This is a genomic window from Caldalkalibacillus uzonensis (genome assembly GCF_030814135.1).
GTDB classification, from domain to species: Bacteria; Bacillota; Bacilli; order Caldalkalibacillales; family Caldalkalibacillaceae; genus Caldalkalibacillus; species Caldalkalibacillus uzonensis.
In genome coordinates this window covers 157,049-180,295 of the sequence record NZ_JAUSUQ010000007.1, presented here as the reverse complement: position 1 = coordinate 180,295, position 23,247 = coordinate 157,049, and the positions used below count along the sequence as shown (strand labels likewise).

Genomic DNA, 23,247 nt, shown 5'->3' with positions numbered 1-23,247 from the left:
TTGAATCGCTAATGGGCTGTTAAGATGAGTGGGTACCCGAGTGTGATGCGCGTGGTGTCTTCAAGGGCATTATATCGGGCAGAAAGTTGAACATTGATTTTTTGTTGGTTGGCAGAATAGAGGACATGGTCCCAGGTTGCAACATAGCCATTGAGGCTGATAAACTGATCCTCCACAAGCTTATGAATCACATCAGCTTGGAAGTCATGTGTTAACCACTGCTCTAGGACACGTTGATCTAACAAGCCATCTTTTAGTCTATCATCCGCGACCGCTTCCAAACAAGAAAAACTTTCAGGGAAATTTTTCAAATGGGTAAAATAGATCCCAACAATGACTTCCAGTTCTTCAAGCCACAGGTGATCAAGATCGGTGCTGCCTGACCACACATAAATATACTTCGCGGGTTGGCCTGTTTCATGGGGGTTGCTAATCAACTGCAGGTGGTGAAGGAACCCGTTCTCTGCTTTGGTCCAGTGCTCGGTCAAGACAGGGTTTCCGTGCCGGTGATCAGTGGTGATGGTTTCGTCCAGTGTGAACCCGTGTTGGGTAAGGCGGATGCGCCACTCTTCCTCTTCCTGTGCGGTGAGGGCTCCTCTCCAGTACACCGTCCATTCTGTTAAGGCGACCGGTTTGTCGGCCAGCATAGCGGCCATCTGTTGTGTCGGTTGGGCAATGGTGTGAACAAAATGATCGTTTCCCTGTATTGTACGCGTCAGGGCATCAATGTGTGAATCATCAGGCCACCAGAACAGAAGCAATATGAAAGCCATCAGACCTAAAATACCCTCTCCCCAGGACAACCGCATTTGTTCTCTCTCCTTTTAGATCGTTTATTACCATTGTGTCCAGCCTGGAAAGAGGGATACGTGAAAAAATCTGTCTTTTTTCGACACTTAGAACAGGTAGCGCAGCCAGTTGGTCCACTGCATGTAGTCAATAAAGAAGCTGGCCAAGAGATAGCCCAGAGCGATGGCCACAGCCACTTGCAATATTTTGGCCTGCGGGCCGTTTATATCCCGGACAAACAAATCCAGTTTAATGCATTGCAAGGCCCACCAGCTCACTGTGATCAATGCCAGGGTTAAGATCATGTTGATTAAGGCCTGTACACCCAAAAAGGTGGGAGTTTCCAACAATTTGCTCACTCCTTTAGAGTTTGCAAAACCCTAACCCAGCCATGGAGTTAGGGTTCAAACAGCAGTTGTTCACACAGGCACAAACCTCAGTCAGGTCATGCCCCTCTCATTCTAGCCGTTAGCAGGTATAAAAATCTCTACAAAGTTGAAATGCGTCTGGATCACATCCAGGGCCAGGCCAGGCAAGATGCCCAGCAAGATGGTGCCAGTGATGCAGAACACCAACACAGCCCCAATACCAACAGGGGTTGGCAAAGCAGCATGATTCCCCGGCTCGCGCATATACATCTGGCTGATCACACCAAAGTAATAATAATAGGAAATGACGGTGGTTATCAACATCACAACGGCAAGCCAGATCAACCCGGCACTCACCGCGCCCATCAGGATATAGTATTTGCCAATAAAACCGGCGGTGAGGGGAATACCAGCCAGGGAGGCCAGAAAGACCGTCATGGCCACAGCCTTGAACGGGGCCCGCTGATACAGACCGGCAAAACCGCGGATATCTTCCGTGCCGGTCTCTTTGATCACCAGTTGGATCACACTAAAGGCGCCCAGGTTCATCAGCAGATAGGCCGCCAGATAAAACAGTGCCGTGCTGAAGACCATATTGGGCTCGGTAAAATACAAGAGGTGAGCGCCCACTGCAAAAGGCACCAGGATATAGCCGGCCTGGGCGATGCTGGAGTAGGCAAACAGACGCTTAATGTTAGTCTGACGCAGAGCCAATGTGTTGCCGATAATCATCGATAGCGCGGCCACTATGGCCATGATCAGTTCCACGTTCATCAGGGCAAAGATATAGGTTCCGGCCTGCTGGCTTTGCTCCACATCAACCACCCCGGCCATGGTGACCAGGAAGAAACGCAGCACGAGGGCAAAACCAGCTGCTTTGGAGACGACTGACAAGAAGGCAGTAATCGGTGTCGGCGCCCCTTGGTACACATCCGGGGCCCACATATGATAAGGAACCACCGCCAGTTTAAACGCCATGCCCACAAAGGTGACAAAAAAGGCAAAGTAGATCACAGGCAGATAGCCGCCTAATGCAGCGACAGACAAACGCTCCTGAATCTCAAACAGATTGGTGGTGCCCGTCAAACCGTAAATGTAGGACATGCCAAACAGCATGATGGCCGTGGCGATTGCCCCGGAAATGACGTATTTCATGGCCGACTCATTGGCGGCCAGATTGTGCTTGCGCACGGCCACGAGAATGTACGAGGAAATGGACAAGAGCTCCAAGCCGACAAACAGGGTGATCATGTCGGCGGAAGAAGCCACAATCATGGCCCCTAACGCTGCCGTCAGGATCAAGTAGTAAAACTCCCCTTCATAAGGCACGTCCTTACGGTTGACATAGTCAAAGGACGTGATGAAGATCAGGGCAGCTCCAACCAGGAAGATAAACTTAAACGCATTGGCAAAGCCGTCCAAGCGGTAGGTTTCATACAAGATTTCCTGCACGGGCTGACCGGTGTTCAGCACAAGGAAGAAGAGGGCCAGCCCGATCCCGCCCAGGGCAATCCAGGCCAGCACTTTGCGATCCACTTTTTCCTTCATGAACAGATCCAATAAGGAGATTAATGTTGCCACTCCTAGGATAGTGAACTCGGGCAGCATGATCCGCCATGGGTAACTTAATAACGTCTCCAGATCCATATTGTTTTACCCCCCTATCCTAGCCATCAGGCCGTGCACAATGGTTTCCACGGAGAAATGAATCGTTTCTCCCAACAAACCCGGGTACACCCCGATTAAGATAATCAGCCCCAGCAACACTGTAATAGGGACATATTCAAAACCACGGACATCTTTAAGCTCAGCCCACTGTTCTTTAGCCGGGCCGAAAGTGGTAGAGAGCACAGCCCTGAGTACATAGACAGCGGTCAGGATAATGCCCAGCACCCCAACAGCGGCCAAAGCCGGATAGGTGTTGAAGATGCCCACAAAGGCAAGGAATTCACTAATAAAGCCGCTCATGCCCGGCAAACCCAGGTTGGCCATGCCGGCCGCCAGAAAGGCACCGCAGATGACCGGCATGTTTTTGGCAAGTCCTCCCAGTTCAGGGATCATAGAAGTGTTGGTTCGTTCATAGATGGCAGCAATGATAAAGAACAACAGGGCCGAAATCAGGCCGTGGGAGACCGATTGGAAAATAGCTCCCTGCAAGCCGCTGTAATTCATGGCCGCAATCCCTAACAGCACGATTCCCATGTGGGACACACTGGAGTAAGCCATCACCAGCTTCAAATCTTTTTGGCGGAAAGCCAGCACAGCCCCATACAAGATGTTGATCACACCCAACAGGGCGATAAAGTAGGCAAACTGCTCGACCTGGGCCGGAAACAGGCCCATGTTAAGGCGGATCAAACCGTAAGCCCCCAGCTTTAACAGCACACCGGAGTGAATCATGACAATGGCCGGCGGGGCCTGCACGTGCACTTTTAGCATCCAGGAATGGAGCGGAAAGACAGGCAGCTTCACTCCAAAAGCAAACAGCAAAGCCAGGAACAAGCCGCTGGCAAATCCTTGCGGAATAAATGGACTGGCCAGCCATTCGCTCAAAGTGGGGATATGTAGTGTACCCAGATTCATAAACAACACCACAAAGGCCACCAACATCACAGCCGAGCCGATGCCGTTATACAGTAAAAAGTGGTAAGCAGCACGTTCCCGTTCCACATAACCCCAAATCCCGATCAGGAAAAACATGGGGATAATAGTCAGCTCAAAGAAAATAAAGAACAGGAACAGATTCATGGAGGCGAACACGCCCAGCATACCGGTCATGAGCAGGAAAAAGAGGATAAAGTATTCTTTCCAACGCTGCTTTATATAGAGAGAGCCTACAGCAGCCAAGGTACTGATCACCGTGGTCAGTACCATAAAGGCCACGGACATACCGTCTACACCCAGCTCATAATTGATCTGGAGCATCTGGCCGATGCCAGGTAAACTGAACTGGATCCAGGGCACGCTGTGAGTCAGCTGGTAGCCCTCTTGGTTAAAATCAAAGAAACTGAGCAGAATGAGAGATAAAGCCAGTGGAATCAGGGTGCCCATAATCCCAATCGTTTTGATCAATCCCTCATTCTCTCTGTTCACAAACAGCAGGAACACAATCCCTAACAGAGGGGAGAAGACTAACCACGTCAACAACATGTTTTCCATTATCCCACATACCCCCCTGTCAACAGAAATGCAAGAATGATGACCACAAGGCCAAAGATGACCGTCACCCCGTAAGTTTGCACCTGTCCGTTTTGCATGTTAGCGCCAAGCGCTCCAACTGCTCTCGCCGTCCAGGCAGCCAGGCGGACAACACCTTCCACCACGTAGCGGTCAAAGTAGGAGAGCAAGCGGCTCAAACCTTTTAAGCCATTGACAAAGGTGGCTTGGTACGCTTCATCCACATAATACTTGTTCAGCAAGGTGCGGTACGCTCCGGGGAAGTTCTCCGCCAGCTTTTCAGCTGAGACGGACTGTTTGAGGTACATCAGGTAGGCTAAGCCGATCCCGGCCAAGGAAACCAAGAGCGCAACGAGCAAGATCCACGTTTCACTGTGGGGCAGTATGCCGTAGGTGAAGGCCGGACCGCTCATCAGCCACTCTCCCAAATAGGTGCCGGTCCAATGGGTATGCACAAAACCGCCAAAAACAGAGAGCACGCCCAGCACGATCATGGGCAAGGTCATCACCACGGGTGATTCGTGGGCTTTGCTTAACTCCAGATTGCGCGGGGACCCGGTAAAGACCATAAAGAATAAACGGAACATATAAAACGCGGTCATGAAGGCGGTCAGGACAGCCACCCAGAATACGCCAAACCGTCCGTCTGCCCAGGCCGTGAGCAAAATCTCCTCCTTGGAGAAGAATCCGGACAAAGGCGGAATACCGGCAATGGCCAAACAACCGATCAAAAAGAGTGTGCCGGTGATTTTCATCCGCCCAAACAGCCCGCCCATGTGCCGGATATCCTGGCTGTGCACGGCATGGATCACACTTCCGGCAGCCAAGAAGAGCAACGCCTTGAAAAAGGCATGGGTCATCAGGTGGAATACACCGGCCACATAACCGGCTGCACCCAGAGCCAGCATCATATAGCCCAGCTGGCTGACCGTGGAATAAGCCAGGACCCGCTTAATGTCGTTTTGTACCAGACCGATGGAGGCAGCAAAGATGGCCGTAAAGGCCCCCACATAGGCAACCACATCCATGGCCAGCGGCGACGCGCTAAACAGCGGGAACAAAGCGGCAACCAGATACACACCGGCGGCCACCATGGTAGCGGCGTGAATCAAAGCACTGACTGGCGTAGGACCTTCCATGGCATCGGGCAGCCAGGAGTGTAAGGGAAACTGGCCCGACTTGCCGATGGCACCGACAAAAATGAGAATGGCGGTTAACGTGATCATCCCAGGGGCCAGCTCATTGTTTTGCACCGCGTCAAAAATGGCGTTGTACTCAAAGCTGCCCACCTGCCAGAACAGCAAAATAATGGCCACAAACAGGCCTACATCACCAATGCGCGTCATAATGAACGCCTTTTTGGCTGCAGCCCTTGCTTCCGGTTTGTAAAAATAAAAACCGACCAGCAAGAAGGAGCAGACACCAACCAATTCCCAGAATATATACACCTGCAGCAGGTTGGGAGAAATGACCAAGCCCAGCATGGAAAAGGTGAATAACGCCAGATAGGAGTAAAAAACAGCGATGCGGTCGTCTCCTTCCATATAACCGCGGGCATAAATATGTACCAACAGACTAACCAATGTCACAATAAACAACATCAGCGCATTTAATGGGGTGACATCATATCCCATGGTAATGATGCGGTCCCCAATAGCGAACCATTCAAATACCACCGGTTCCACATGATCCAGTTTCAACCGCTCCAACAGGGTCATGGCAGCCACGATAAACGAACCCAGCATAAAAGCCACACCGACCCAGGCCGAGCCTTCCTTCAACCAGCGTCCGAAAAAGAGAAGGATCAAAAAGGCGGCGAGCGGAAAGAGCGGGATTAACCACACATTTTCGATCATGGACATTCTCCCCCCTATCGCTTCAGCACGTTCACTTCGTCAATATTGACCGTCCGGCGGTTGCGGAATAAGGCAATCAGGATGGCGATGCCGACAGCCACTTCAGCTGCAGCCACTGTAATCGTAAACACGGTAAACACCTGCCCGGCAATGTCCGGATGCATGCCCAGTTTGCTGAAGGCAATCAAGTTAATATTAACCGCATTAAGCATCAGCTCAATACAAATCAGGACAATGACCGTATTCCGTTTCGTCAGCGCCCCGTATAGTCCCAGACAAAACAGGACGAGTGCCACGCCCAGGTACCAGGCCAAGGGGATGCTACTCATACCGTTCACCTTCTTTCCCGGCGCTCTGCTCATCGTTGCGGGCCAAAATAACCGCCCCCACCAGAGCCACGAGCAGCACGATGGAAGTCAGCTCAAAGGGAATCACATATTTGGCAAACAATTGAATCCCGATTTGTTCCGTATTGTTTTCGAATAGATGCGCATCAGCCGGGACCCAGTCCATGGTGTTAATCACGGCCATAGCCAGTACAAAAAAAACAGCCACGGCCAGTCCGGCCAGCCATTTGTGGGCCGGACGGCGCGTTTCATCGTGATCATCATGCCGGGTCAGCATAATGCCGAACAGCATAATGATCGTCACGGCTCCGGCATAGATCAGCACCTGGGCTGCAGCGATAAACTCAGCCTCCAGGAGGACGAACAAGCCGGCGATACTGATAAAAGTAAAAGCCAGGGCCACCACCATGTGCACCACTTTGCGCAGGTTGAGCATGAACACGGCACCGCTGATGGTGATCAGGGACAGAATGAGAAAGGCGATCACCTCTCCGCTCACGGCTTGTTCACCTCTCTCACATTCTTTCTGTTTTCATTCAGCCAGTCCAAATCCTTAAACAATTCGTCACGGCTGTATTCAGCCAGCTCGAAGTTGTTGGACATGACGATCGCTTCCGTGGGGCACACTTCTGTACACAGATCACACAAAATACAGATTTCAAAATTAATGTCGTAGGTGTCAATGATCTTTTTCTTGTTGTTGGGATCGGGATGGGGTTTGCCAGTTAATTGGATACAGTCGGTCGGACAGATGGCTGCACATTGGTTACACACGATGCACTTTTCAGGATAAAAGGTTTGAATGCCCCGGAAACGGTCAGGCACATCCAGTGGTTCCTGGGGATAGTCATAGGTGACTTGCTTTTTCCCCATTTGTTTTAAGGTATAGGCTAATCCCTTGGTTAAGCCTAACATGTGATCACACCCTTATTTGATGAAGATTTCTACCATAATCGCTGTCACAAAAACATTAACCAAAGCCAAAGGCAGCAGCACTTTCCAACCGAACTCCATCAATTGGTCAGCCCGCACACGCGGAAAAGTGGCTCTGAGCCAAAGCATGAAGAACACAACAGCCATGAACTTCAAGGCAAACCAGACCACGCCCGGAATCACACCCAGGAAGGCCAAACCGGGAATAAACTGCAAGGGCGGGTGCCAGCCACCCAAGAACAGCACCGTGGTCAAGGCAGCCGTGCCAAACAGATAGACATACTCGGCCAGCATGAAGAATGCCCAGCGGAAGCCGCTGTATTCCGTATGATAGCCGGCCACCAGTTCCGATTCAGCCTCAGGCAAGTCAAAGGGCACACGGTTCAGCTCAGCCACAGCAGCAATCAGGAAAATGATAAAAGCCAGTGGCTGTACAAAAATATACCACACCGTCTCCTGCCCATTGACAATGGTGATCAGGTTGAGGCTGCCGGAGAGCAAAATCACACCAATCACGGACATGATCAGCGGGATTTCGTAGGAGATCATCTGGGCGGCGGCCCGCATACCCCCCAAGAGGGAGTATTTGTTGTTAGAGGCCCAGCCGCCGGCCAGAACCCCCAGTGTGGTAATGCCCGCTACAGCGATGTAATACAGCAAGCCAACTGCCAGGTCGGTAAAGTACAAGCGCTCACTGAAGGGAATGGCGGCCAATACAGCAAAGGCCGGCACAAAGGCAAGCACCGGTGCCAGAACAAACAGCGGTTTATCTGCTTTTTTGGGAATAATGTCTTCTTTTAAGAGCAGTTTAAGCACATCTGCTACGGTTTGCAACAGACCGAAGCGTCCCCCCACCTGGTTGGGGCCGAGGCGCATTTGCATAAAGCCGATCACTTTCCGCTCAGCCAAGATGGCAAAGGTGACAAAGCCCAAAGCAATCGAGAGCAGGCCTGCGCCAAGGGCCACAAATGTGGCCAAATTGAGCCATGACGGAGGTGAGCTCAGCAATTCTGTTATCATCAGCCATCCACCTCCCCAAGCACAATATCAATGCCACCCAAAATAGCAATCAGGTTGGCGATGTTTTCCCCTTCCAAGAGCTTGGGCAGAATTTGCAGGTTGTAGAAGGAAGGGCGGCGAAACTTCAACCGATAAGGCTGAGGTTTCTTTTTGCTGTAGATATAACAGCCAATTTCTCCCCTTGGTGACTCTATGCGCACGTAAGTTTCCCCTTCAGGCGGCTTAATGATGCGCGGCACCTTGGCCATGATGGCCCCTTCCCCAGGGAATTGCTCTACAGCCTGCTCCAGAATGCGCAGGGATTCGCCGATTTCAGCCATGCGCACCAGATAACGGGCGTAGCAGTCTCCCTCAGTCTGTGTGGGCACATCAAACTCAAAGCGGTCGTAGATCGAATATGGTTCATTTTTGCGCAAATCCCATTTGACCCCTGTACAGCGCAGATTAGCGCCGCTTAACGAATACTCAATGGCCGTTTGGGCATCGTATTTGCCGACGCCTTTGACTCTGTTGAGGAAAATTTCATTGCCGCTCACCAGATCATGATAGCCTTCCAACTGTTCGCGCATGTAGGGGATAAACGCTCTTACCTTGTCGATCCATCCCTCGGGGGCATCCCATTTAACACCGCCAACACGCATATAGTTGAAGGTCAACCTTCCGCCACAGACTTCATTTAACATGTTAATAATCATTTCCCGGTCCCGGAAGGCATATAAAAAGGGACTCATGGCGCCAATATCCAGCAAATACGTGCCGAACCAAACGAGGTGACTGGCAATGCGGCCCAGTTCCATGGTAATGACCCGCAAATATTCGGCCCGTTCGGGAATCTCCATGCCCATCATGGTTTCCACGGCATGGCAGATCACATAGTTGTTGGTCATGGCAGCCAGGTAGTCCATCCGGTCCGTATAGGGAATAATTTGTGTATAATTCAAGTCTTCGGCCAGCTTTTCAGTCCCTCTGTGCAGGTAACCAATCACTGGTGTGGCTTCTTTAATAATTTCCCCGTCTATTTTGAGGACGACGCGAAACACTCCGTGGGTACTCGGGTGCTGGGGACCGACATTGAGCATCATCTCTTCTGTTCGGATCATTGTCCTCGACAACTCCTCACTGATCGTTAAGTCACTTAATCATTTAGATCTCTTCGTCATATTGCTCATAATCTTTGCGTAAAGGATAACCCACCCAATCATCGGTTAAGAGAATCCGCTTCAAATTGGGATGACCATCAAAGTGAATACCCAACAAATCATACGCTTCCCGCTCCGGCCAGTTAGCTCCGGCCCAGATGGGCGTGATGGACGGAACACGGGCTTCGTCCCGGTCAGTCTTCACCCGTACAGCCACCGGCTGGTTTTCTTTATAGGAATAAAAATGATAATAGACCTCCATATGGGTTTCATGGTCAATCCCAGCCAGGTGGGAAAGATAATCAAAAGACAGTTGTTCATTATGTTTCATAAATTGGGCCACTTCAAACCAGTGTTCCTTTTTGATCACCAGAGTGGGCACTTCTTTGGCCAGTTCATTAATATAGGCGTCTTCAAGCACGTCTTCCTCAAAGTGTTCTTTGAGGACTCTAACATACTTATCTAACAGCGGCTGGTTCTTAGACGGCTCTTTGGGCTTAACTTCTTCCTCTTTGCCTTCCAAAGCCTTTTTCTTCCGGGCTGCCGCTGCCGCTTTGGCCTTGGCAATCGCGGCGGCCTTCGCTTTGGCTTTGGCGTCGTCAGCGTCTCCGTCTGCTGCTTCCCGTTTTGCTTTGGCTTTGGCCGCGGCAGCCGCTTTTGCTTTGGCAGCAGCTGCGGCTTTGGCTTTAGCTGCGGCAGCTGCTTTTTTCTTCTTCAGTTCTTCTTCGTCCATCGGCTGGTCTGTTTTTTTCTGTTCGTCGCTCATCGATTGGTCACCCGCTTTCCAGTTTTGGCTTCATAGCGGATTTTTTCCTGCAGCTTGTTAATACCGTAAATCAAAGCAGCCGGGTTGGGCGGGCAACCGGGAATATATACATCAACTGGCACAACCTGATCCACACCTTTGACCACGGAGTAGGACTTGACGTATGGTCCGCCCGCTGTGGCACAAACTCCCATAGCAATGACCCATTTGGGTTCAGGCATCTGATCATACAACCGGCGCAGCACAGGTGCCATTTTCTTCGTCACTGTACCGGCGACAATCATCACATCAGCGTGACGGGGCGAGGGACGGAAAACACCTGAGCCGAAGCGGTCTAAATCGTAGTGGGAAGCCCCAGTCCCCATCATCTCAATGGCACAGCAAGCCAGGCCAAATGTTAAAGGCCACATGGAATTGCTGCGGGCCCAAGCTTTGACCTGCTCCAAGGTGGTTAAAAAGACATTGCGCTTCAGTTCTTCCTCTTCTTTCGGTGTGATCTTCTCCAAGTTTAGATCCATTTTAACACCTTCTTCTTCCAAGCATAAACCAACCCAAGTAATAGGAAGATGACAAAGATCAGCATCTCAATCAATGCAAAAAAACCCAGCTTCTCATAGGCCACAGCCCATGGAATGATAAACACCGCCTCCACATCAAACAACACAAACAAGAGCGCAATCACATAATAGCGCACATTAAAACGCACCCAACTGTCGCCAACCGGGTCGATTCCGCTTTCATAAGTGATGCGCTTGGCCTCATAGGGGTTGTGCGGTCTGAGCAAGCGCCCTGCCGTAAGCGCTACCATTGGCAGGAGCACACCAATCAAGATAAAGGCGGTAACCACGAGATAGTTGTTCTGGTACACATTAAAAAAGTCCATTAACTTCCCTTCCCCCCCATTATTCGGTGGAAACAAGGTGAGACTCCTTTATCCAGCTTGTTAATCTGTTTAACTTATGGATCTGTCATGTAACAAATCGCTAGAAACAAGGGTTAAATACCTCTTAACATTATATCAAATGTGCCAAAAACTGTCTAACTAAGACCTACCCCTTTTGACGGCCATTTTCTGTCAGCCCAAGGTGGAAAAGACAAGCCACCCTGCTCGCAGTTTTTTGTTTGGTGAAACCACGTTCTATTGTATCTTACCTCCGCTAGTAAAACTATGATCTATATCACAACCCTTTACCGATCAGTTTATCATTGAAGAAGCATGCACTAGCCTTGCTATTGGTCATAATTGTCCCAGTTTTGTATAATTTCAATATAGTGTGTGCTTATTCTAACAAAGGAGTGGAAAACAAAGGAGTGGAATATGATGAACCAGGTAATTGAGCTATTAAAAACGTTACCCACAACGGTTGTTTCCGATGCACTGGGTGGGCTCTATCATCTGGACCCGGCTATTAAGCCATTGAAAGAGGAGTGGAAAGTGGCCGGCAAAGTCCGTACTGTCAAGCTCAGAGCGGCTGACAACAAGCTGTTGCTGCAAGCCATGCGTGAAGCCGAAGATGGGGAGGTGCTGGTCATAGATGCCCGTGGCTACACCTATAATGCGATCGTCGGGGATTTCATGGTGGAGTTGGCCAAGCTGTTGGGGATTGCCGGGCTTGTCATTGACGGAGCTGTGCGGGATGTGCAGGGAATCAAAAAGATAGACTTGCCGGTATTTTGCCGCAGTGTCACGGTGGCAGCCAGCGATAAGAGTGGCAGCGGGGAAGTAGATGTGCCCATCTCCTGTGCTGGTGCCAGCGTCAAGCCGGGAGACTTGATTGTGGGCGATGCAGATGGCGTAGTGGTTATTCCCCAGGAAAAGGCTGAAACAGTCGTGGCTAAAGCCCAGGAGAAAGTGCAAAAAGATCTGGAGCGGGAAGCTAAGGTATTGGCCAGCCGGGAAGCTGCCATGGCTTACCTGGATAAAGCCTTGGGGAAACAGTAACGAAATTTTATCCGACTGGCATCCATCTTTAGGCATAAAACACCGGGACAACGCATAACCTTGTACAAATATTTGGACTAAGGAACAAGGAGCGGGTGTCTATGGTGTTAAATGGTAAAAAACTGATGGGCTGGATTGTTGTTGTGCTGGTCTTACTCCTGGCCGGTAGCTATTGGTTCCTGTCTAACAGCACTGGCGATTCTGTGCCAGCGGGTGGGCGAGATAATGATGTAAAAACCTTTGATTTGGTGGCCGTAGAGCATACCGGGAAGCATCCCCAAACGGGTGAACAGATGGAAATTTATCGCTGGGATCCCGGTTTGTTGGTTGTGAATAAAGGGGATCGCGTTCGGCTGAACATCATTGGACTTAATGGTCATAGCCACCCTTTCACTATCGAAGGCATGGGTGTGAAAGGGGAGGTTGTCAAGGGGGATGTAACAACCGTTGAATTTGTAGCAAAAAAAGCAGGCACATTCAAAATCGTCTGCCTCTCCCACACTGATTTGTCCAACGAAGGACCGATGATAGGACATATTGTGGTACTCAAATAGGCAACACACCACACAAAACCTCCTTGCCATGATGGTCAAGGAGGTTTAAATCATGCTTTCCAGTCACTTACAGGGCCTATTTGCTTTTAGCCACCTGCAGGCGTACTTCAGCCCGTTCCAAAGCACGCTTGTGGCGCAGGTAATCCTTATCCGATTTATCCAGCCGTTTCAGGATGGTCTCATGGCGCGCCTTTGCTTTTTGGGCACGCTCCACGTCAATTTCTTCAGGCAATTCGGCTGTATCAGCCAATACGTTCACTTTATCAGGGCGCACTTCCAAGAAGCCGCCACTCACAGCAATCAGGGTTTCCTGGCCCCCTTGCTTGATGCGGATCGGTGCTGTTTTCAACGCGGTGACCAGAGGAGCGTGGCCGGCCATAACCCCCAATTCACCCTCCACACCGCGGGCGATGATAATATCAGCCTCTCCCTGAAACACTTTCCGTTCAGGTGTGACGATATCAACTTGAACAGTTGCCATAGTTTATCCTCCCTATCCCAGGGAATTACAGTTTCTTCGCTTTCTCAACCGCTTCGTCAATGGTACCCACCATGTAGAAGGCATCTTCAGGCAAATTGTCATGCTTGCCTTCCAAAATTTCTTTAAAGCCGCGGACCGTCTCTTTAACCGGCACATATTTTCCGGGCATACCGGTAAACTGTTCGGCCACATGGAACGGTTGAGAGAGGAAGCGTTGGATTTTACGGGCACGTGCCACAGTCAGCTTATCTTCATCACTTAATTCATCCATACCCAAGATAGCGATGATGTCTTGCAAGTCGTTATAGCGCTGCAACACTTGCTGTACGCCGCGTGCCACTTGATAATGCTCCTCCCCTACAACGGCAGGAGAGAGAATACGGGATGTAGACGCCAGCGGATCCACAGCCGGATAGATCCCCATCTCTGCTAATTTACGCTCCAGGTTGGTGGTCGCGTCCAAGTGGGCGAAGGTGGTAGCCGGCGCCGGGTCTGTGTAGTCATCCGCCGGAACGTAAATAGCCTGGATTGAAGTGATGGATCCTTTTTTGGTTGAAGTGATCCGCTCTTGCAACTGACCCATCTCAGTGGCCAGCGTCGGCTGGTAACCAACCGCAGAAGGCATGCGTCCCAGCAAAGCGGACACCTCTGAACCGGCCTGGGTAAAGCGGAAGATGTTATCGATGAAGAGCAGCACGTCCTGACCTTCTCTGTCACGGAAATACTCGGCCATGGTCAAACCGGTCAAAGCAACGCGCAGACGGGCTCCCGGGGGCTCGTTCATCTGGCCGAAGACCATGGATGTTTTGGAAATAACGCCGCTGTCCTTCATCTCATGGTACAGGTCGTTACCTTCGCGTGTACGCTCACCAACACCGGCAAAGACAGACAAACCGCCGTGCTCTTGCGCCACGTTGTTGATCAGCTCTTGGATCAACACGGTTTTACCCACACCGGCACCACCGAAGAGACCGATCTTACCCCCCTTGGCATAAGGGGCCAACAGGTCAATCACCTTAATACCCGTTTCCAAAATTTCATCGGCTGTGGAGAGCTCTTCAAATTCCGGAGCAGGACGGTGAATGGGGTGTTTCTCCTCCGCCTGAACCTCTCCTTGTTCATCGATGGGTTCACCTAAAACGTTAAAGACACGTCCCAAAGTGGCTTCCCCAACGGGCACGGAAATGGGCGCACCTGTATCTGTCGCCTCCAGTCCGCGAACCAGTCCATCCGTTGAGGCCATGGCCACACAACGGACGACATTATCTCCAAGATGAACGGCTGCTTCTACGGTCAATGTGCCACCTTGGGGCCGCTCAATCGTAATGGCATTATTGAGATCGGGCAGTTGTCCACTTTCAAATTGAATGTCAACAACAGGACCCATAACTTGGATGATACGTCCTTTATTCACGCGTTTTCCCTCCTTGCTTTACCTAACTTAAGGCATTGGCTCCTGCGACAATTTCAGCAATCTCTTGGGTAATCGCAGCCTGACGGGCGCGGTTAAACTGCAGCGTCAGCGACTCAATCATTTCTGTGGCGTTATCGGTTGCGTTCCCCATCGCTGTCATCCGTGCACCAAACTCACTTGCTTTGGCATCCAGTAAAGCACTGTAAATCAAGGTTTCAGCATACTTGGGCAGCAACACTTCCAAGACAGATTCACTGTCCGGTTCATATTCATATTGGCTGACCGGGCCGCTGAGTACTTCTTCAGAGGCCAGGGGAAGCAGCTGCTTCTCCACAGGGCGCTGCACAATCGGGCTGACAAACTCGTTATAAAAGATGGTCAGCTTGTCAAACGTCTCATCGGCAAACATGCCAATCGCACTTTGGGCAATGTCCTGAATTTCCACCAGGGAAGGGGTGTCGGAGATACCGGTTACTTCTTCCACCACAGGATAGCCCCGCTTGGCAAAGAAGTCACGCCCTTTGCGGCCAATGGCAAAAATGACGTATTCGTCTTTGGACTGGTGACGCTCATCGATCGTTTTGGCCACCATACGCAAAATATTGGCATTATACGGTCCGGCCAAGCCCCGGTCGGAGGTGATCACCATGTAACCCGTCTTTTGGACTGGACGGGCTTCCAGCATGGGGTGAGAAAAATCCTTGGTCCCAGCTGCAATACTGGAGATCACCTCTTTAATTTTTTCGGCATAGGGACGGGCATTCTCGGCTGTTTCCTGTGCCCGGCGCAGCTTGGCTGCCGCCACCATTTTCATCGCTTTGGTGATTTGGCGTGTATTTTTAACCGAACGGATACGGCGCTTGATCTCTCTCATTCCTTGCATGACGCATTCACCACCTTTTTCCTCTGTTTAACATGCGGCCTTTTAGGCAGACGGTGTAAAGCCTTTCTTAAACTCTTCAATGGCAGCATCCAGTTCTTTCGTGTCTGGCAATTCACCAGTCTGGCGGATATGGTCGAGCAAGGAATCTTTGTGGGCGCGCATGAAGCTTAACAGCTCTTCTTCGAAACGGCGCACATCCCCCACCGGAATGTCATCTAAGAATCCTTTGGTCACGGCATAAATGCTGATCACTTGTTCCTCAACTTCCATCGGTTTGTTCTCATCTTGTTTCAAAATTTCTACGGTGCGCTCCCCGCGGTTCAGCTTGGCCTGTGTGGCTTTATCCAAGTCGGAGCCAAACTGGGCGAATGCCTGCAGCTCACGGTACTGGGCCAGGTCCAGACGCAAGGTACCGGCCACTTTCTTCATCGCTTTGATCTGAGCAGCGCCCCCGACACGGGAAACGGATAAACCAACGTTAACGGCCGGACGCACACCGGAATAGAACAGGTCAGATTCCAGGAAAATCTGTCCGTCGGTAATGGAGATCACGTTGGTTGGGATGTAAGCGGAGACGTCACCGGCTTGGGTCTCAATAAACGGCAGGGCCGTTAAGGATCCGCCACCTTTGTCGTCGCTCAGTTTAGCGGCACGCTCTAATAAGCGGGAGTGCAGGTAGAATACATCCCCAGGATAAGCTTCACGTCCCGGCGGACGTCTTAACAGCAAGGACAGCTCACGGTAAGCTGCAGCTTGTTTGGACAGGTCGTCATAGACCACAACGACGTGTTGTCCTTTATACATGAAATACTCGCCCATGGCGCACCCGGCATAAGGCGCCAGATACAACAGCGGTGCTGGCTCAGAAGCAGCAGCTGTAACCACAATCGTGTAGTCCAGTGCATCATGCTGACGCAGTTTCTCCACCACACCAGCCACAGTGGATTGCTTTTGGCCAATGGCGACGTAGATACAAATGACGTCTTTTCCTTTTTGGTTAATGATTGTGTCAATGGCGATGGTGGTTTTACCGGTCTGACGGTCACCGATAATCAACTCACGCTGACCGCGTCCTATGGGGATCATGGAGTCAATCGCTTTAATCCCCGTTTGCAGCGGTTCATGCACGGATTTACGATCCATGACACCAGGTGCGGGAGATTCAACCGGGCGGTATTCCGATGTTTCAATCGGACCACGGCCATCAAGGGGCTGACCAAGAGGGTTGACTACGCGGCCAAGCAAGGCTTCGCCTACAGGCACCTCCATAATGCGTCCTGTACGCTTCACTTGTGTGCCTTCACGAATCTCAGAGAAGGGACCCAAGATAACGATACCCACGTTGTCCTCTTCCAGGTTTTGAGCCATTCCCATGACACCGTTCTCAAACTCGAGCAACTCCCCAGCCATGACGTTTTCCAAGCCGTGTACACGGGCAATCCCGTCACCAACCTGGATCACGGTTCCTACTTCAACAACCTCCAGATCTGCTTCATAATTCTCGATCTGCTTTTTGATTAACGCACTAATTTCTTCAGGTCTGATGCTCATCTATTTCACCCCAATCTGCTAGCTTTTCGTTCTTTCGATCATACGTTCAAAGCGGGATAGTTTGCCTTGCACGCTTCCGTCATAGATTCGGTCGCCAATTTTCACTTTAATGCCGCCCAAAATGCCGGGATCAACCACAGGATGAAGGCGGACATTTTTATTTGTAATACGGCCAAATACCTGACGCAACTGCTCTTCTTGCTCCTCTGAGAGCGGGGAAACGGTGGTGACGACAGCATCGACCACCCCGCGTTCTTTATTAAGCAGGTCCGCATAATAGGCTGCAATATCTTCCAGCTCATTTTCACGGTCCCGTTCAATCAAAAGGTGCAAGAGACCAGTCATAGCCTGAGAGAGTTGGCCAGCAAACACTTTGCCGATGAACTCTTTTTTGGCTTGCTTCTCGATTAGTGGATGGCGAAGAAATTGAACAAAGGCGGGATTCTGGTTCAGCAGCTCTTGAATGTTTTGCAATTCCTGTTTAACGAGGTCAAGTTCATCTTTTTCTTTGGCTACTTCAAACAGGGCTTTGGCATAACGCTTTGCTACTGCACCCATTTTTTGGTCCCTACCTCTTTAAGATAATCGTCAATCAGTTGCTGCTGCTGCTGTGGATCCAGTTCTTTTTCAATCACTTTGCTGGCCAGCAAAACAGACAGTTTGCCCATTTCCTGGCGAAGCGCTTCGATCGCTTTTTCCTTTTCGCGCTCAATTTCTTTGCGAGCGACACTTTTATACTGCTCCACTTCTTCTTTGGCTGTCCTGATGATTTCATCAGCCTGTTTCTCACTGGTTGTGCGTGCGTTATCAAGAATGGTTTTTGCGTCTTGCTTGGCTTGTGCCAGCTCAGCACGCTGCTGCTCAAGCAATTTTTCAGCTTCAGCGCGGTTTTGTTTGGCATGTTCCAGGTCTTCTTCAATCTGCTTCGCCCGCTTTTCCATGACACCCATTAACGGACCAAAGGCATATCTACGAAGGAGCAGGAAAAGAACAATAAACATGAGCAGTGAATAGATCATATCACCCCAACGGATGGCACCCAGTTCCATTTCCATGTCATTCACTCCCTTCGAGTCTCAAATACAAAGGAAAGGCGAAGGTCAAGCTGACCTCGCCATACGCTTGATTTTAAATTAGGGTTATCTTCCTAAGGCAATGAAGGCAATCACAATAGCGATGATCGGAATCGCTTCTACCAGACCAATCCCGATAAACATCGTGGTTTGCAGTACACCGCGAGACTCGGGTTGACGCGCAATGCCGTCAAGCGCACTGCCAACAATATTTGATACCCCAATACCTGCCCCTAAAGCTGCTAAACCTGCAGCAATTGCTGCTGCTAATACCGCAAAATCCATTGAGAAATCCTCCTTTCAGAATCTAAACAGATCAGACAGAAGTTGATAAAGAGAGTGATTTATGCTAAACCTCAATGATTGTAAAAGATGAGGCTTAAACCTAATGATCAGGTTCCACTTTTTGAGCAATATACACCAATGTCAATATTGTGAAGACAAATGCCTGAATGGCCCCTACAAAAATTCCAAATGCCTGCCAGGCAATCATCGGAAGGGCAAAAGCAACGGCACCAACAACACTAGCGAAGCCAGCATGGGCCAGCATCCCAGCCAATGTTTCTTTGGCAAAGATATTACCAAACAGTCGCAAGCCCAGGGTCAGCGTCTTGGCGAACTCCTCAATAATATGTAACGGAAATTGCCAAGCCTGAGGTTTAAAATAATGTAAAAAGTATTCCTTGAATCCCAGCATACGGATGCCAAGTATGTTAGACAGAACAATCACAGTGATCGCCAGCGTCAAAGTCACATGCGGATCGGAAGTTGGCGCTTTCCAAAGAATGTAATAATTGTCTGTGGTGATTTTAAACGGTATGCTAAGAAAATTACCAATAAAGATAAACATGATTAACGCCAAAGCCAGCATGACAAACTGGTTGTTGCGTGCAGAGTGCATAGTGCTGCCCACTAGGCCGCGAATAAATTCAACCATCCATTCCATGAAGTTTTGCATGCCGGACGGTTTGCCTGTATGAGCCTGCCGTGCACCCGCATAAGCAACAGCAAAAGTTAATGCGGCGGTGATCGTGACCATTAGAACAACCGTAAAACTAAACTCCAGAAAACCTAGCAAGGTAAAAGTTGGCTCTTTGTACTGCAAGCAGTATTCACCCCTTTCTGCTACTTCTCTTGTTTAAGTTGATCATATATAGCATCGCCTATGGCGAATACTGTCGGCATCATCAACCCAATGACCAGACCAATGTAATCAAAATAGTGGGGGTAGATCATCACCATCACGGCAGCAAGTGAAACCAAAGCCAGCCGGGTCATGGTTCCCAAGTTGGGCAGCGGCTCTCCTTTTGCTGCGGCTTGTCCAAAATACTGGACGCGTTTGGTCAGATGAATCGCACCGATATACCCAATGCATAATCCCAAGCCCATCCCGGCAAAGAAAGAGGGATAGCCGGAAAATCCCCATCCCAAAACGACGAAAGCCAAGCTAAACAAGAAAAAGCGCGTCAGACGCCTGATGCGTCCCACCATATCTTCAAACATAACAAACTCCATTGTCACAGATACTTTTTCACAACAGGGATAATACTTAGGATACCGGCTCCCAGCCCCGCAAACACACCGATGATGAGCCCCAGCGGTTCTGTACCCAGCCACTGGTCCGCCTGACGCCCCAACCAATAGCCGATAATGGTACAGGCAGCCAGATCGATGCCGATCAAACTGACCACTGATAAGGCTCGCCACGGGGAGTTGGAACCAGCCACACATAAACCCCCTCTGTCTCGTTAAGCACGAAAAGTGAATCGCTTCCAGTGAACTCCTTCACAACTAAAGATACCTGTTATATCGTATAATATTGACTTATGTTTGTCAATGTGAAGGAAATCATTTTCCATTCCCAAAAGTTTGTCAAAATTGTGTCTAAAAAGCGAAAAAAAAAAGCCCTGCAGGGGCAGGGCAGCCGCTTCATTAGTTGCTGCTTTCACCTTCACCGGCAGGCTCTTGAACATCAGCTGGTTGTTCTGTACCCGGGTCATCCGCACCTTCGGCACAGCCGACCAGCAAAATGGAGACTAAAGCTAAACTGAGCAACAGTTTTTTAAACATATCAATCGCCCTCCTTGTTTTAAATCAGACAGTTAACTGACCATCCTTTGTTTCATACACTGGATTGTCTTCACAACCGGCAGCTCCGGTTTGTTAACCTCTAGTATAGAGGGCAAACATGACCACACTTTAACCAAATTGTGAACACTTATGAACATAATGTGAAAAAAATGTGAACATTTTTTCCGGAGCTGGGAGGGCCCTCTCTCACCGTAGCCTATTTAGGCTTTCGCTCGTCTAAGGGGAAATGTGACCGTAAAGGTGGTCCCCTTGCCCACCTCACTCTGCACCTCAATCGTACCCCCGTGCAGCTCCACCAGTTCTTTGACTATCGCTAAGCCCAAGCCTGTTCCTCCTTCTTTTTTAGAGCGCATGCGATTCACTTTGAAAAAGCGGTCCCAAATTTTGGGCAAGTCATGGGAGGGAATACCAATCCCCGTATCGGTGATTGAGACAATGATGGATTGATGATTAGATCTAATGGTGATCCGAATGGTGCCATTCTCTGTAAATTTAATCGCATTGCCAAGTAAATTGTTAAAGATCTGCTCCAAGCGGACTGGGTCAGCCCACAACGCCGGTAAATCATCCGGATAATCGACATGGATCTCGTTGTGCCGCTCTTCTGCCTTGGCTTCCTGCAGGAAGACGACTTTTTCAATAATCTCTCCCACCTGAACATGGTAAGGTTCCAGTTTAATATCTCCTTTTTCCAGTTTGATTAAATCCATCATGTCGTCTACCAGCCGGTTTAAGTGCATCGTTTCCCGGTACATCACATCATAATAACGCCGCTTCGACTCTTCATCCTTAACCAATCCATCCTGCAATGCTTCCAAAAAGCCTTGCATGGATGTTAATGGGGTGCGCAATTCGTGGGAAATATTGGCCAAAAATTCATCACGCTTCTGCTCCTGGGCTTGACGCTCGTTCTCTACCTGTTCCAGTTTTTCGGCCATGTGGTTAAAACTTTTGGCCAGTTCGCCTATTTCATCAGCCGATTGTTCCTGTACTCTTTTCCTGTAGTTGCCGAGGGCAATTTCATTGGCTGCCTGCTCAATATGTCGCAACGGGCGGGAGATGGACCAGGAAAGGTAGGAAACCATGACCGTGGTGACCAAGATGGCAAACAGCATCGCCCACAAGACCGTTTCCCGCAAATTGCGAAAGGTGGACTCAATACCTTCAATGGGGGAATGAAGGACAATACCCCCATATAGTTGGTCTTCTTCCCCCCAGGGTACAACCACAGACATCATCGGCCGAGGCAAGCCTTCTATATTGAGATTTTTAATCACATCCTGCCCTTGCATAACCTGTTCTACTATGGAAGTGGACATTTCCCGGCCCACAAACACTTCGTCAGGCATGGAGCTGGCAATGATCTCTCCCCGTTCGTTAAAAACCCAAATGCGGGCATCAAAAGCAGAGTCCAAAAAGATCAAGGTATCCTTCATCTGCTCCGTCACTTGGTCTGTATGCTGGATCGTGGCATTGACCCGCTTGGCTTGCCGGAGCATCTCCTGCTCTTTGGTTTGAGTGATATGACTGGTAGTTAAAAAGGAGATCACGGTACCCATCACACCCAGTCCGAGTAAAACGGTGATCAGGTAACTGATCAGCAGCCGTCGGAACAAACTGCGTCCAAGCCACTTGGTCACGCCCCATCACGTCCTTGTTTGTCTGCCGGCAGTTCAAAGCGGTAACCGACACCCCATACTGTATGAATGCATTCAAGATCATACTCATTCAACTTTTTCCGCAATTTTTTAATGTGGGCGTCAACAGTGCGCATATCGCCGTAAAAATCATAACCCCACACCTGCTCCAACAGTTGTTCCCGCCCCAGTACGACTCCAGGATGGCGTGCCAGGTAAAGAAGCAAATCAAATTCTTTGGGCCTAAGGCTAATGGCCTGGCCATGAACGGACACTTCGCGGCGTTCGGCATCTATGAACAGGGGGCCTGCTTCCACTTGTACAGCCTCTTTGGCTCCCTGACCGTTGTCCTTGCGTTCCTCTTCCCTCTCCCGGGACATGCGCCGCAAGATCGCCTTGATGCGAGCCACCAGTTCCCGCGGGCTGAACGGCTTGGTTACATAATCATCCGCCCCTAATTCCAGTCCAAGTACCCGGTCAATTTCGCTGTCTTTTGCTGTCAACATAATAATGGGCACATCTGTTTTGGTCCTCAGTTGGCGAGTGACATCATAGCCGTCCATCCCTGGCATCATCACATCAAGAATAATCACATCCGGCTGTTCCTCTGCGGTTAATCTGACAGCCTCCTCCCCATCGTTCGCTTCAACCACCTGGATGTGATGTTCTTCAAAATAGAGACGAATAATCTCACAAACGTTGGGGTCGTCATCAGCGACCAACACTTTGAGCTCCTTCATCTAACCCCTCCCTTCCCCCGAAGGTTAATCTTTTATTCTATCATATCATGTGTAAAAGTCCCTGCATTTAAGACAGGGACTTTGTGTACTCTTCTAGGGCCTGGGAGACTTGCACGACCCGGTTGAGAAAGGCTTCGATTTGTTCCCGTGTTTTGCGCTCCTTATTGACAAAACGCATGATTTCCTGGCCGTTACGATAGGCGATGAAACTGGGAATCCCAAACACGTCTAACTGCTGAGCCAGATCAAGCATCTGGTCACGATCCACTTTGTACATCTTGAGCTGGGACTTGAAGTTTTCTTCTACTTCAGGCATAAATGGGTCAATGACACGACAGTCGGGACACCAATCTGCGCTGAACATAAGAACAGTGACTCCTTCTTTAATGGCGCTCTGATAAGCTTCGATGTTTTCTATGGTTTGCATAACATCTCCCCCTGTTTGCATGATCCTTGATTTTACAAGTCATTCTTGGCTTGTCGGCC

At 49.9% G+C, this 23,247-nt stretch carries 29 protein-coding genes; 2 read left to right on the top strand and 27 right to left on the bottom strand.

Annotation, left to right across the window (positions count from 1 at the left end):
- Positions 1-8: 8 nt before the first annotated feature.
- From J2S00_RS10925 to J2S00_RS10865, 13 genes are all read right to left on the bottom strand, one after another.
- On the bottom strand, positions 9-809 hold the full coding sequence (locus tag J2S00_RS10925) for a YwmB family TATA-box binding protein (RefSeq protein WP_307339393.1): 801 nt from the start codon (positions 807-809) through the stop codon (positions 9-11).
- Between the two features lie 87 nt (positions 810-896).
- The gene (locus tag J2S00_RS10920; RefSeq protein ID WP_307339390.1) at positions 897-1,136 is read right to left on the bottom strand and encodes a DUF1146 family protein; all 240 of its coding nucleotides are present in this window, start codon (positions 1,134-1,136) and stop codon (positions 897-899) included.
- Between the two features lie 114 nt (positions 1,137-1,250).
- Complete coding sequence (gene nuoN, locus J2S00_RS10915) at positions 1,251-2,804, bottom strand: NADH-quinone oxidoreductase subunit NuoN (RefSeq protein ID WP_307339388.1); 1,554 nt, start codon at positions 2,802-2,804, stop codon at positions 1,251-1,253.
- Positions 2,805-2,810: 6 nt separating this feature from the next.
- The gene (locus J2S00_RS10910) at positions 2,811-4,316 is read right to left on the bottom strand and encodes a complex I subunit 4 family protein (RefSeq protein ID WP_307339384.1); all 1,506 of its coding nucleotides are present in this window, start codon (positions 4,314-4,316) and stop codon (positions 2,811-2,813) included.
- Positions 4,316-6,190 carry an NADH-quinone oxidoreductase subunit L gene (gene nuoL, locus J2S00_RS10905; protein ID WP_307339382.1) on the bottom strand — a complete coding sequence of 625 codons (1,875 nt, stop codon included), beginning with the start codon at positions 6,188-6,190 and terminating at the stop codon, positions 4,316-4,318. Before nuoL ends, J2S00_RS10910 begins: the two co-directional genes overlap by 1 nt.
- A 14-nt stretch (positions 6,191-6,204) precedes the next feature.
- Complete coding sequence (nuoK, locus tag J2S00_RS10900) at positions 6,205-6,519, bottom strand: NADH-quinone oxidoreductase subunit NuoK (protein WP_307339379.1); 315 nt, start codon at positions 6,517-6,519, stop codon at positions 6,205-6,207.
- Positions 6,512-7,036 (bottom strand): NADH-quinone oxidoreductase subunit J, encoded by a 525-nt coding sequence (locus tag J2S00_RS10895; RefSeq protein WP_307339377.1) that lies wholly within the window; start codon positions 7,034-7,036, stop codon positions 6,512-6,514. Before J2S00_RS10895 ends, nuoK begins: the two co-directional genes overlap by 8 nt.
- Positions 7,033-7,452 carry an NADH-quinone oxidoreductase subunit NuoI gene (gene nuoI, locus J2S00_RS10890; protein WP_307339375.1) on the bottom strand — a complete coding sequence of 140 codons (420 nt, stop codon included), beginning with the start codon at positions 7,450-7,452 and terminating at the stop codon, positions 7,033-7,035. The genes J2S00_RS10895 and nuoI overlap by 4 nt, the downstream gene beginning before the upstream one ends.
- 12 nt (positions 7,453-7,464) lie before the next feature.
- Positions 7,465-8,490 carry an NADH-quinone oxidoreductase subunit NuoH gene (nuoH, locus tag J2S00_RS10885; RefSeq protein ID WP_307339371.1) on the bottom strand — a complete coding sequence of 342 codons (1,026 nt, stop codon included), beginning with the start codon at positions 8,488-8,490 and terminating at the stop codon, positions 7,465-7,467.
- Positions 8,490-9,590, bottom strand: coding sequence for an NADH-quinone oxidoreductase subunit D (locus J2S00_RS10880; RefSeq protein WP_307339368.1), 1,101 nt, complete (start codon positions 9,588-9,590; stop codon positions 8,490-8,492). Before J2S00_RS10880 ends, nuoH begins: the two co-directional genes overlap by 1 nt.
- Positions 9,591-9,633: 43 nt before the next feature.
- Positions 9,634-10,395 (bottom strand): NADH-quinone oxidoreductase subunit C, encoded by a 762-nt coding sequence (locus J2S00_RS10875; RefSeq protein ID WP_307339365.1) that lies wholly within the window; start codon positions 10,393-10,395, stop codon positions 9,634-9,636.
- Positions 10,392-10,913, bottom strand: a complete 522-nt coding sequence (locus J2S00_RS10870) for a NuoB/complex I 20 kDa subunit family protein (protein WP_307339363.1) — start codon at positions 10,911-10,913, stop codon at positions 10,392-10,394. Before J2S00_RS10870 ends, J2S00_RS10875 begins: the two co-directional genes overlap by 4 nt.
- The gene (locus J2S00_RS10865; RefSeq protein ID WP_307339360.1) at positions 10,904-11,278 is read right to left on the bottom strand and encodes an NADH-quinone oxidoreductase subunit A; all 375 of its coding nucleotides are present in this window, start codon (positions 11,276-11,278) and stop codon (positions 10,904-10,906) included. The genes J2S00_RS10870 and J2S00_RS10865 overlap by 10 nt, the downstream gene beginning before the upstream one ends.
- 438 nt (positions 11,279-11,716) lie before the next feature.
- Between J2S00_RS10865 and J2S00_RS10860 the strand changes: the two genes are divergently transcribed.
- Together J2S00_RS10860 and J2S00_RS10855 are read left to right on the top strand one after the other, a co-directional pair.
- The gene (locus J2S00_RS10860) at positions 11,717-12,337 is read left to right on the top strand and encodes an RraA family protein (protein ID WP_307339357.1); all 621 of its coding nucleotides are present in this window, start codon (positions 11,717-11,719) and stop codon (positions 12,335-12,337) included.
- Positions 12,338-12,438: 101 nt separating this feature from the next.
- Positions 12,439-12,891: a cupredoxin domain-containing protein gene (locus J2S00_RS10855; protein ID WP_307339354.1), complete on the top strand. Its 453-nt coding sequence runs from the start codon at positions 12,439-12,441 to the stop codon at positions 12,889-12,891.
- A gap of 76 nt (positions 12,892-12,967) precedes the next feature.
- Here the strand turns inward: J2S00_RS10855 and J2S00_RS10850 are convergent, their stop codons facing one another.
- The 14 genes from J2S00_RS10850 to J2S00_RS10785 all read right to left on the bottom strand — a co-directional run bounded on the left by J2S00_RS10850 (position 12,968) and on the right by J2S00_RS10785 (position 23,188).
- On the bottom strand, positions 12,968-13,372 hold the full coding sequence (locus J2S00_RS10850; RefSeq protein ID WP_307339352.1) for a F0F1 ATP synthase subunit epsilon: 405 nt from the start codon (positions 13,370-13,372) through the stop codon (positions 12,968-12,970).
- A 25-nt stretch (positions 13,373-13,397) separates the two neighbouring features.
- Complete coding sequence (gene atpD, locus J2S00_RS10845) at positions 13,398-14,786, bottom strand: F0F1 ATP synthase subunit beta (protein WP_307339350.1); 1,389 nt, start codon at positions 14,784-14,786, stop codon at positions 13,398-13,400.
- Positions 14,787-14,808: 22 nt separating this feature from the next.
- Positions 14,809-15,669 carry an ATP synthase F1 subunit gamma gene (gene atpG / locus J2S00_RS10840; RefSeq protein ID WP_307339347.1) on the bottom strand — a complete coding sequence of 287 codons (861 nt, stop codon included), beginning with the start codon at positions 15,667-15,669 and terminating at the stop codon, positions 14,809-14,811.
- A gap of 42 nt (positions 15,670-15,711) precedes the next feature.
- Positions 15,712-17,220 (bottom strand): F0F1 ATP synthase subunit alpha, encoded by a 1,509-nt coding sequence (atpA, locus tag J2S00_RS10835; protein WP_307339344.1) that lies wholly within the window; start codon positions 17,218-17,220, stop codon positions 15,712-15,714.
- Positions 17,221-17,238: 18 nt separating this feature from the next.
- On the bottom strand, positions 17,239-17,778 hold the full coding sequence (locus J2S00_RS10830; RefSeq protein WP_307339341.1) for a F0F1 ATP synthase subunit delta: 540 nt from the start codon (positions 17,776-17,778) through the stop codon (positions 17,239-17,241).
- A complete protein-coding gene (gene atpF / locus J2S00_RS10825) occupies positions 17,766-18,275 on the bottom strand; it encodes a F0F1 ATP synthase subunit B (RefSeq protein WP_307339337.1) in 510 nt (169 codons plus the stop codon). The genes J2S00_RS10830 and atpF overlap by 13 nt, the downstream gene beginning before the upstream one ends.
- 84 nt (positions 18,276-18,359) lie before the next feature.
- Positions 18,360-18,578 carry a F0F1 ATP synthase subunit C gene (atpE, locus tag J2S00_RS10820; RefSeq protein ID WP_307339334.1) on the bottom strand — a complete coding sequence of 73 codons (219 nt, stop codon included), beginning with the start codon at positions 18,576-18,578 and terminating at the stop codon, positions 18,360-18,362.
- A gap of 100 nt (positions 18,579-18,678) precedes the next feature.
- Entirely contained in the window at positions 18,679-19,398 is a 720-nt protein-coding gene (gene atpB / locus J2S00_RS10815; protein WP_307339332.1) for a F0F1 ATP synthase subunit A, read from the bottom strand.
- A 20-nt stretch (positions 19,399-19,418) separates the two neighbouring features.
- The gene (locus tag J2S00_RS10810; RefSeq protein ID WP_307339330.1) at positions 19,419-19,808 is read right to left on the bottom strand and encodes an ATP synthase subunit I; all 390 of its coding nucleotides are present in this window, start codon (positions 19,806-19,808) and stop codon (positions 19,419-19,421) included.
- 2 nt (positions 19,809-19,810) lie between these two features.
- The gene (locus tag J2S00_RS10805; protein WP_307339327.1) at positions 19,811-20,020 is read right to left on the bottom strand and encodes an AtpZ/AtpI family protein; all 210 of its coding nucleotides are present in this window, start codon (positions 20,018-20,020) and stop codon (positions 19,811-19,813) included.
- A 205-nt stretch (positions 20,021-20,225) separates the two neighbouring features.
- Positions 20,226-20,363: a hypothetical protein gene (locus tag J2S00_RS10800; protein ID WP_307339323.1), complete on the bottom strand. Its 138-nt coding sequence runs from the start codon at positions 20,361-20,363 to the stop codon at positions 20,226-20,228.
- 221 nt (positions 20,364-20,584) lie between these two features.
- A complete protein-coding gene (locus J2S00_RS10795; protein WP_307339321.1) occupies positions 20,585-22,024 on the bottom strand; it encodes a sensor histidine kinase in 1,440 nt (479 codons plus the stop codon).
- Entirely contained in the window at positions 22,021-22,761 is a 741-nt protein-coding gene (locus J2S00_RS10790; protein WP_307339318.1) for a response regulator transcription factor, read from the bottom strand. The genes J2S00_RS10795 and J2S00_RS10790 overlap by 4 nt, the downstream gene beginning before the upstream one ends.
- Positions 22,762-22,828: 67 nt before the next feature.
- Positions 22,829-23,188: a thioredoxin family protein gene (locus J2S00_RS10785; RefSeq protein WP_307339316.1), complete on the bottom strand. Its 360-nt coding sequence runs from the start codon at positions 23,186-23,188 to the stop codon at positions 22,829-22,831.
- Positions 23,189-23,247 lie beyond the last annotated feature (59 nt).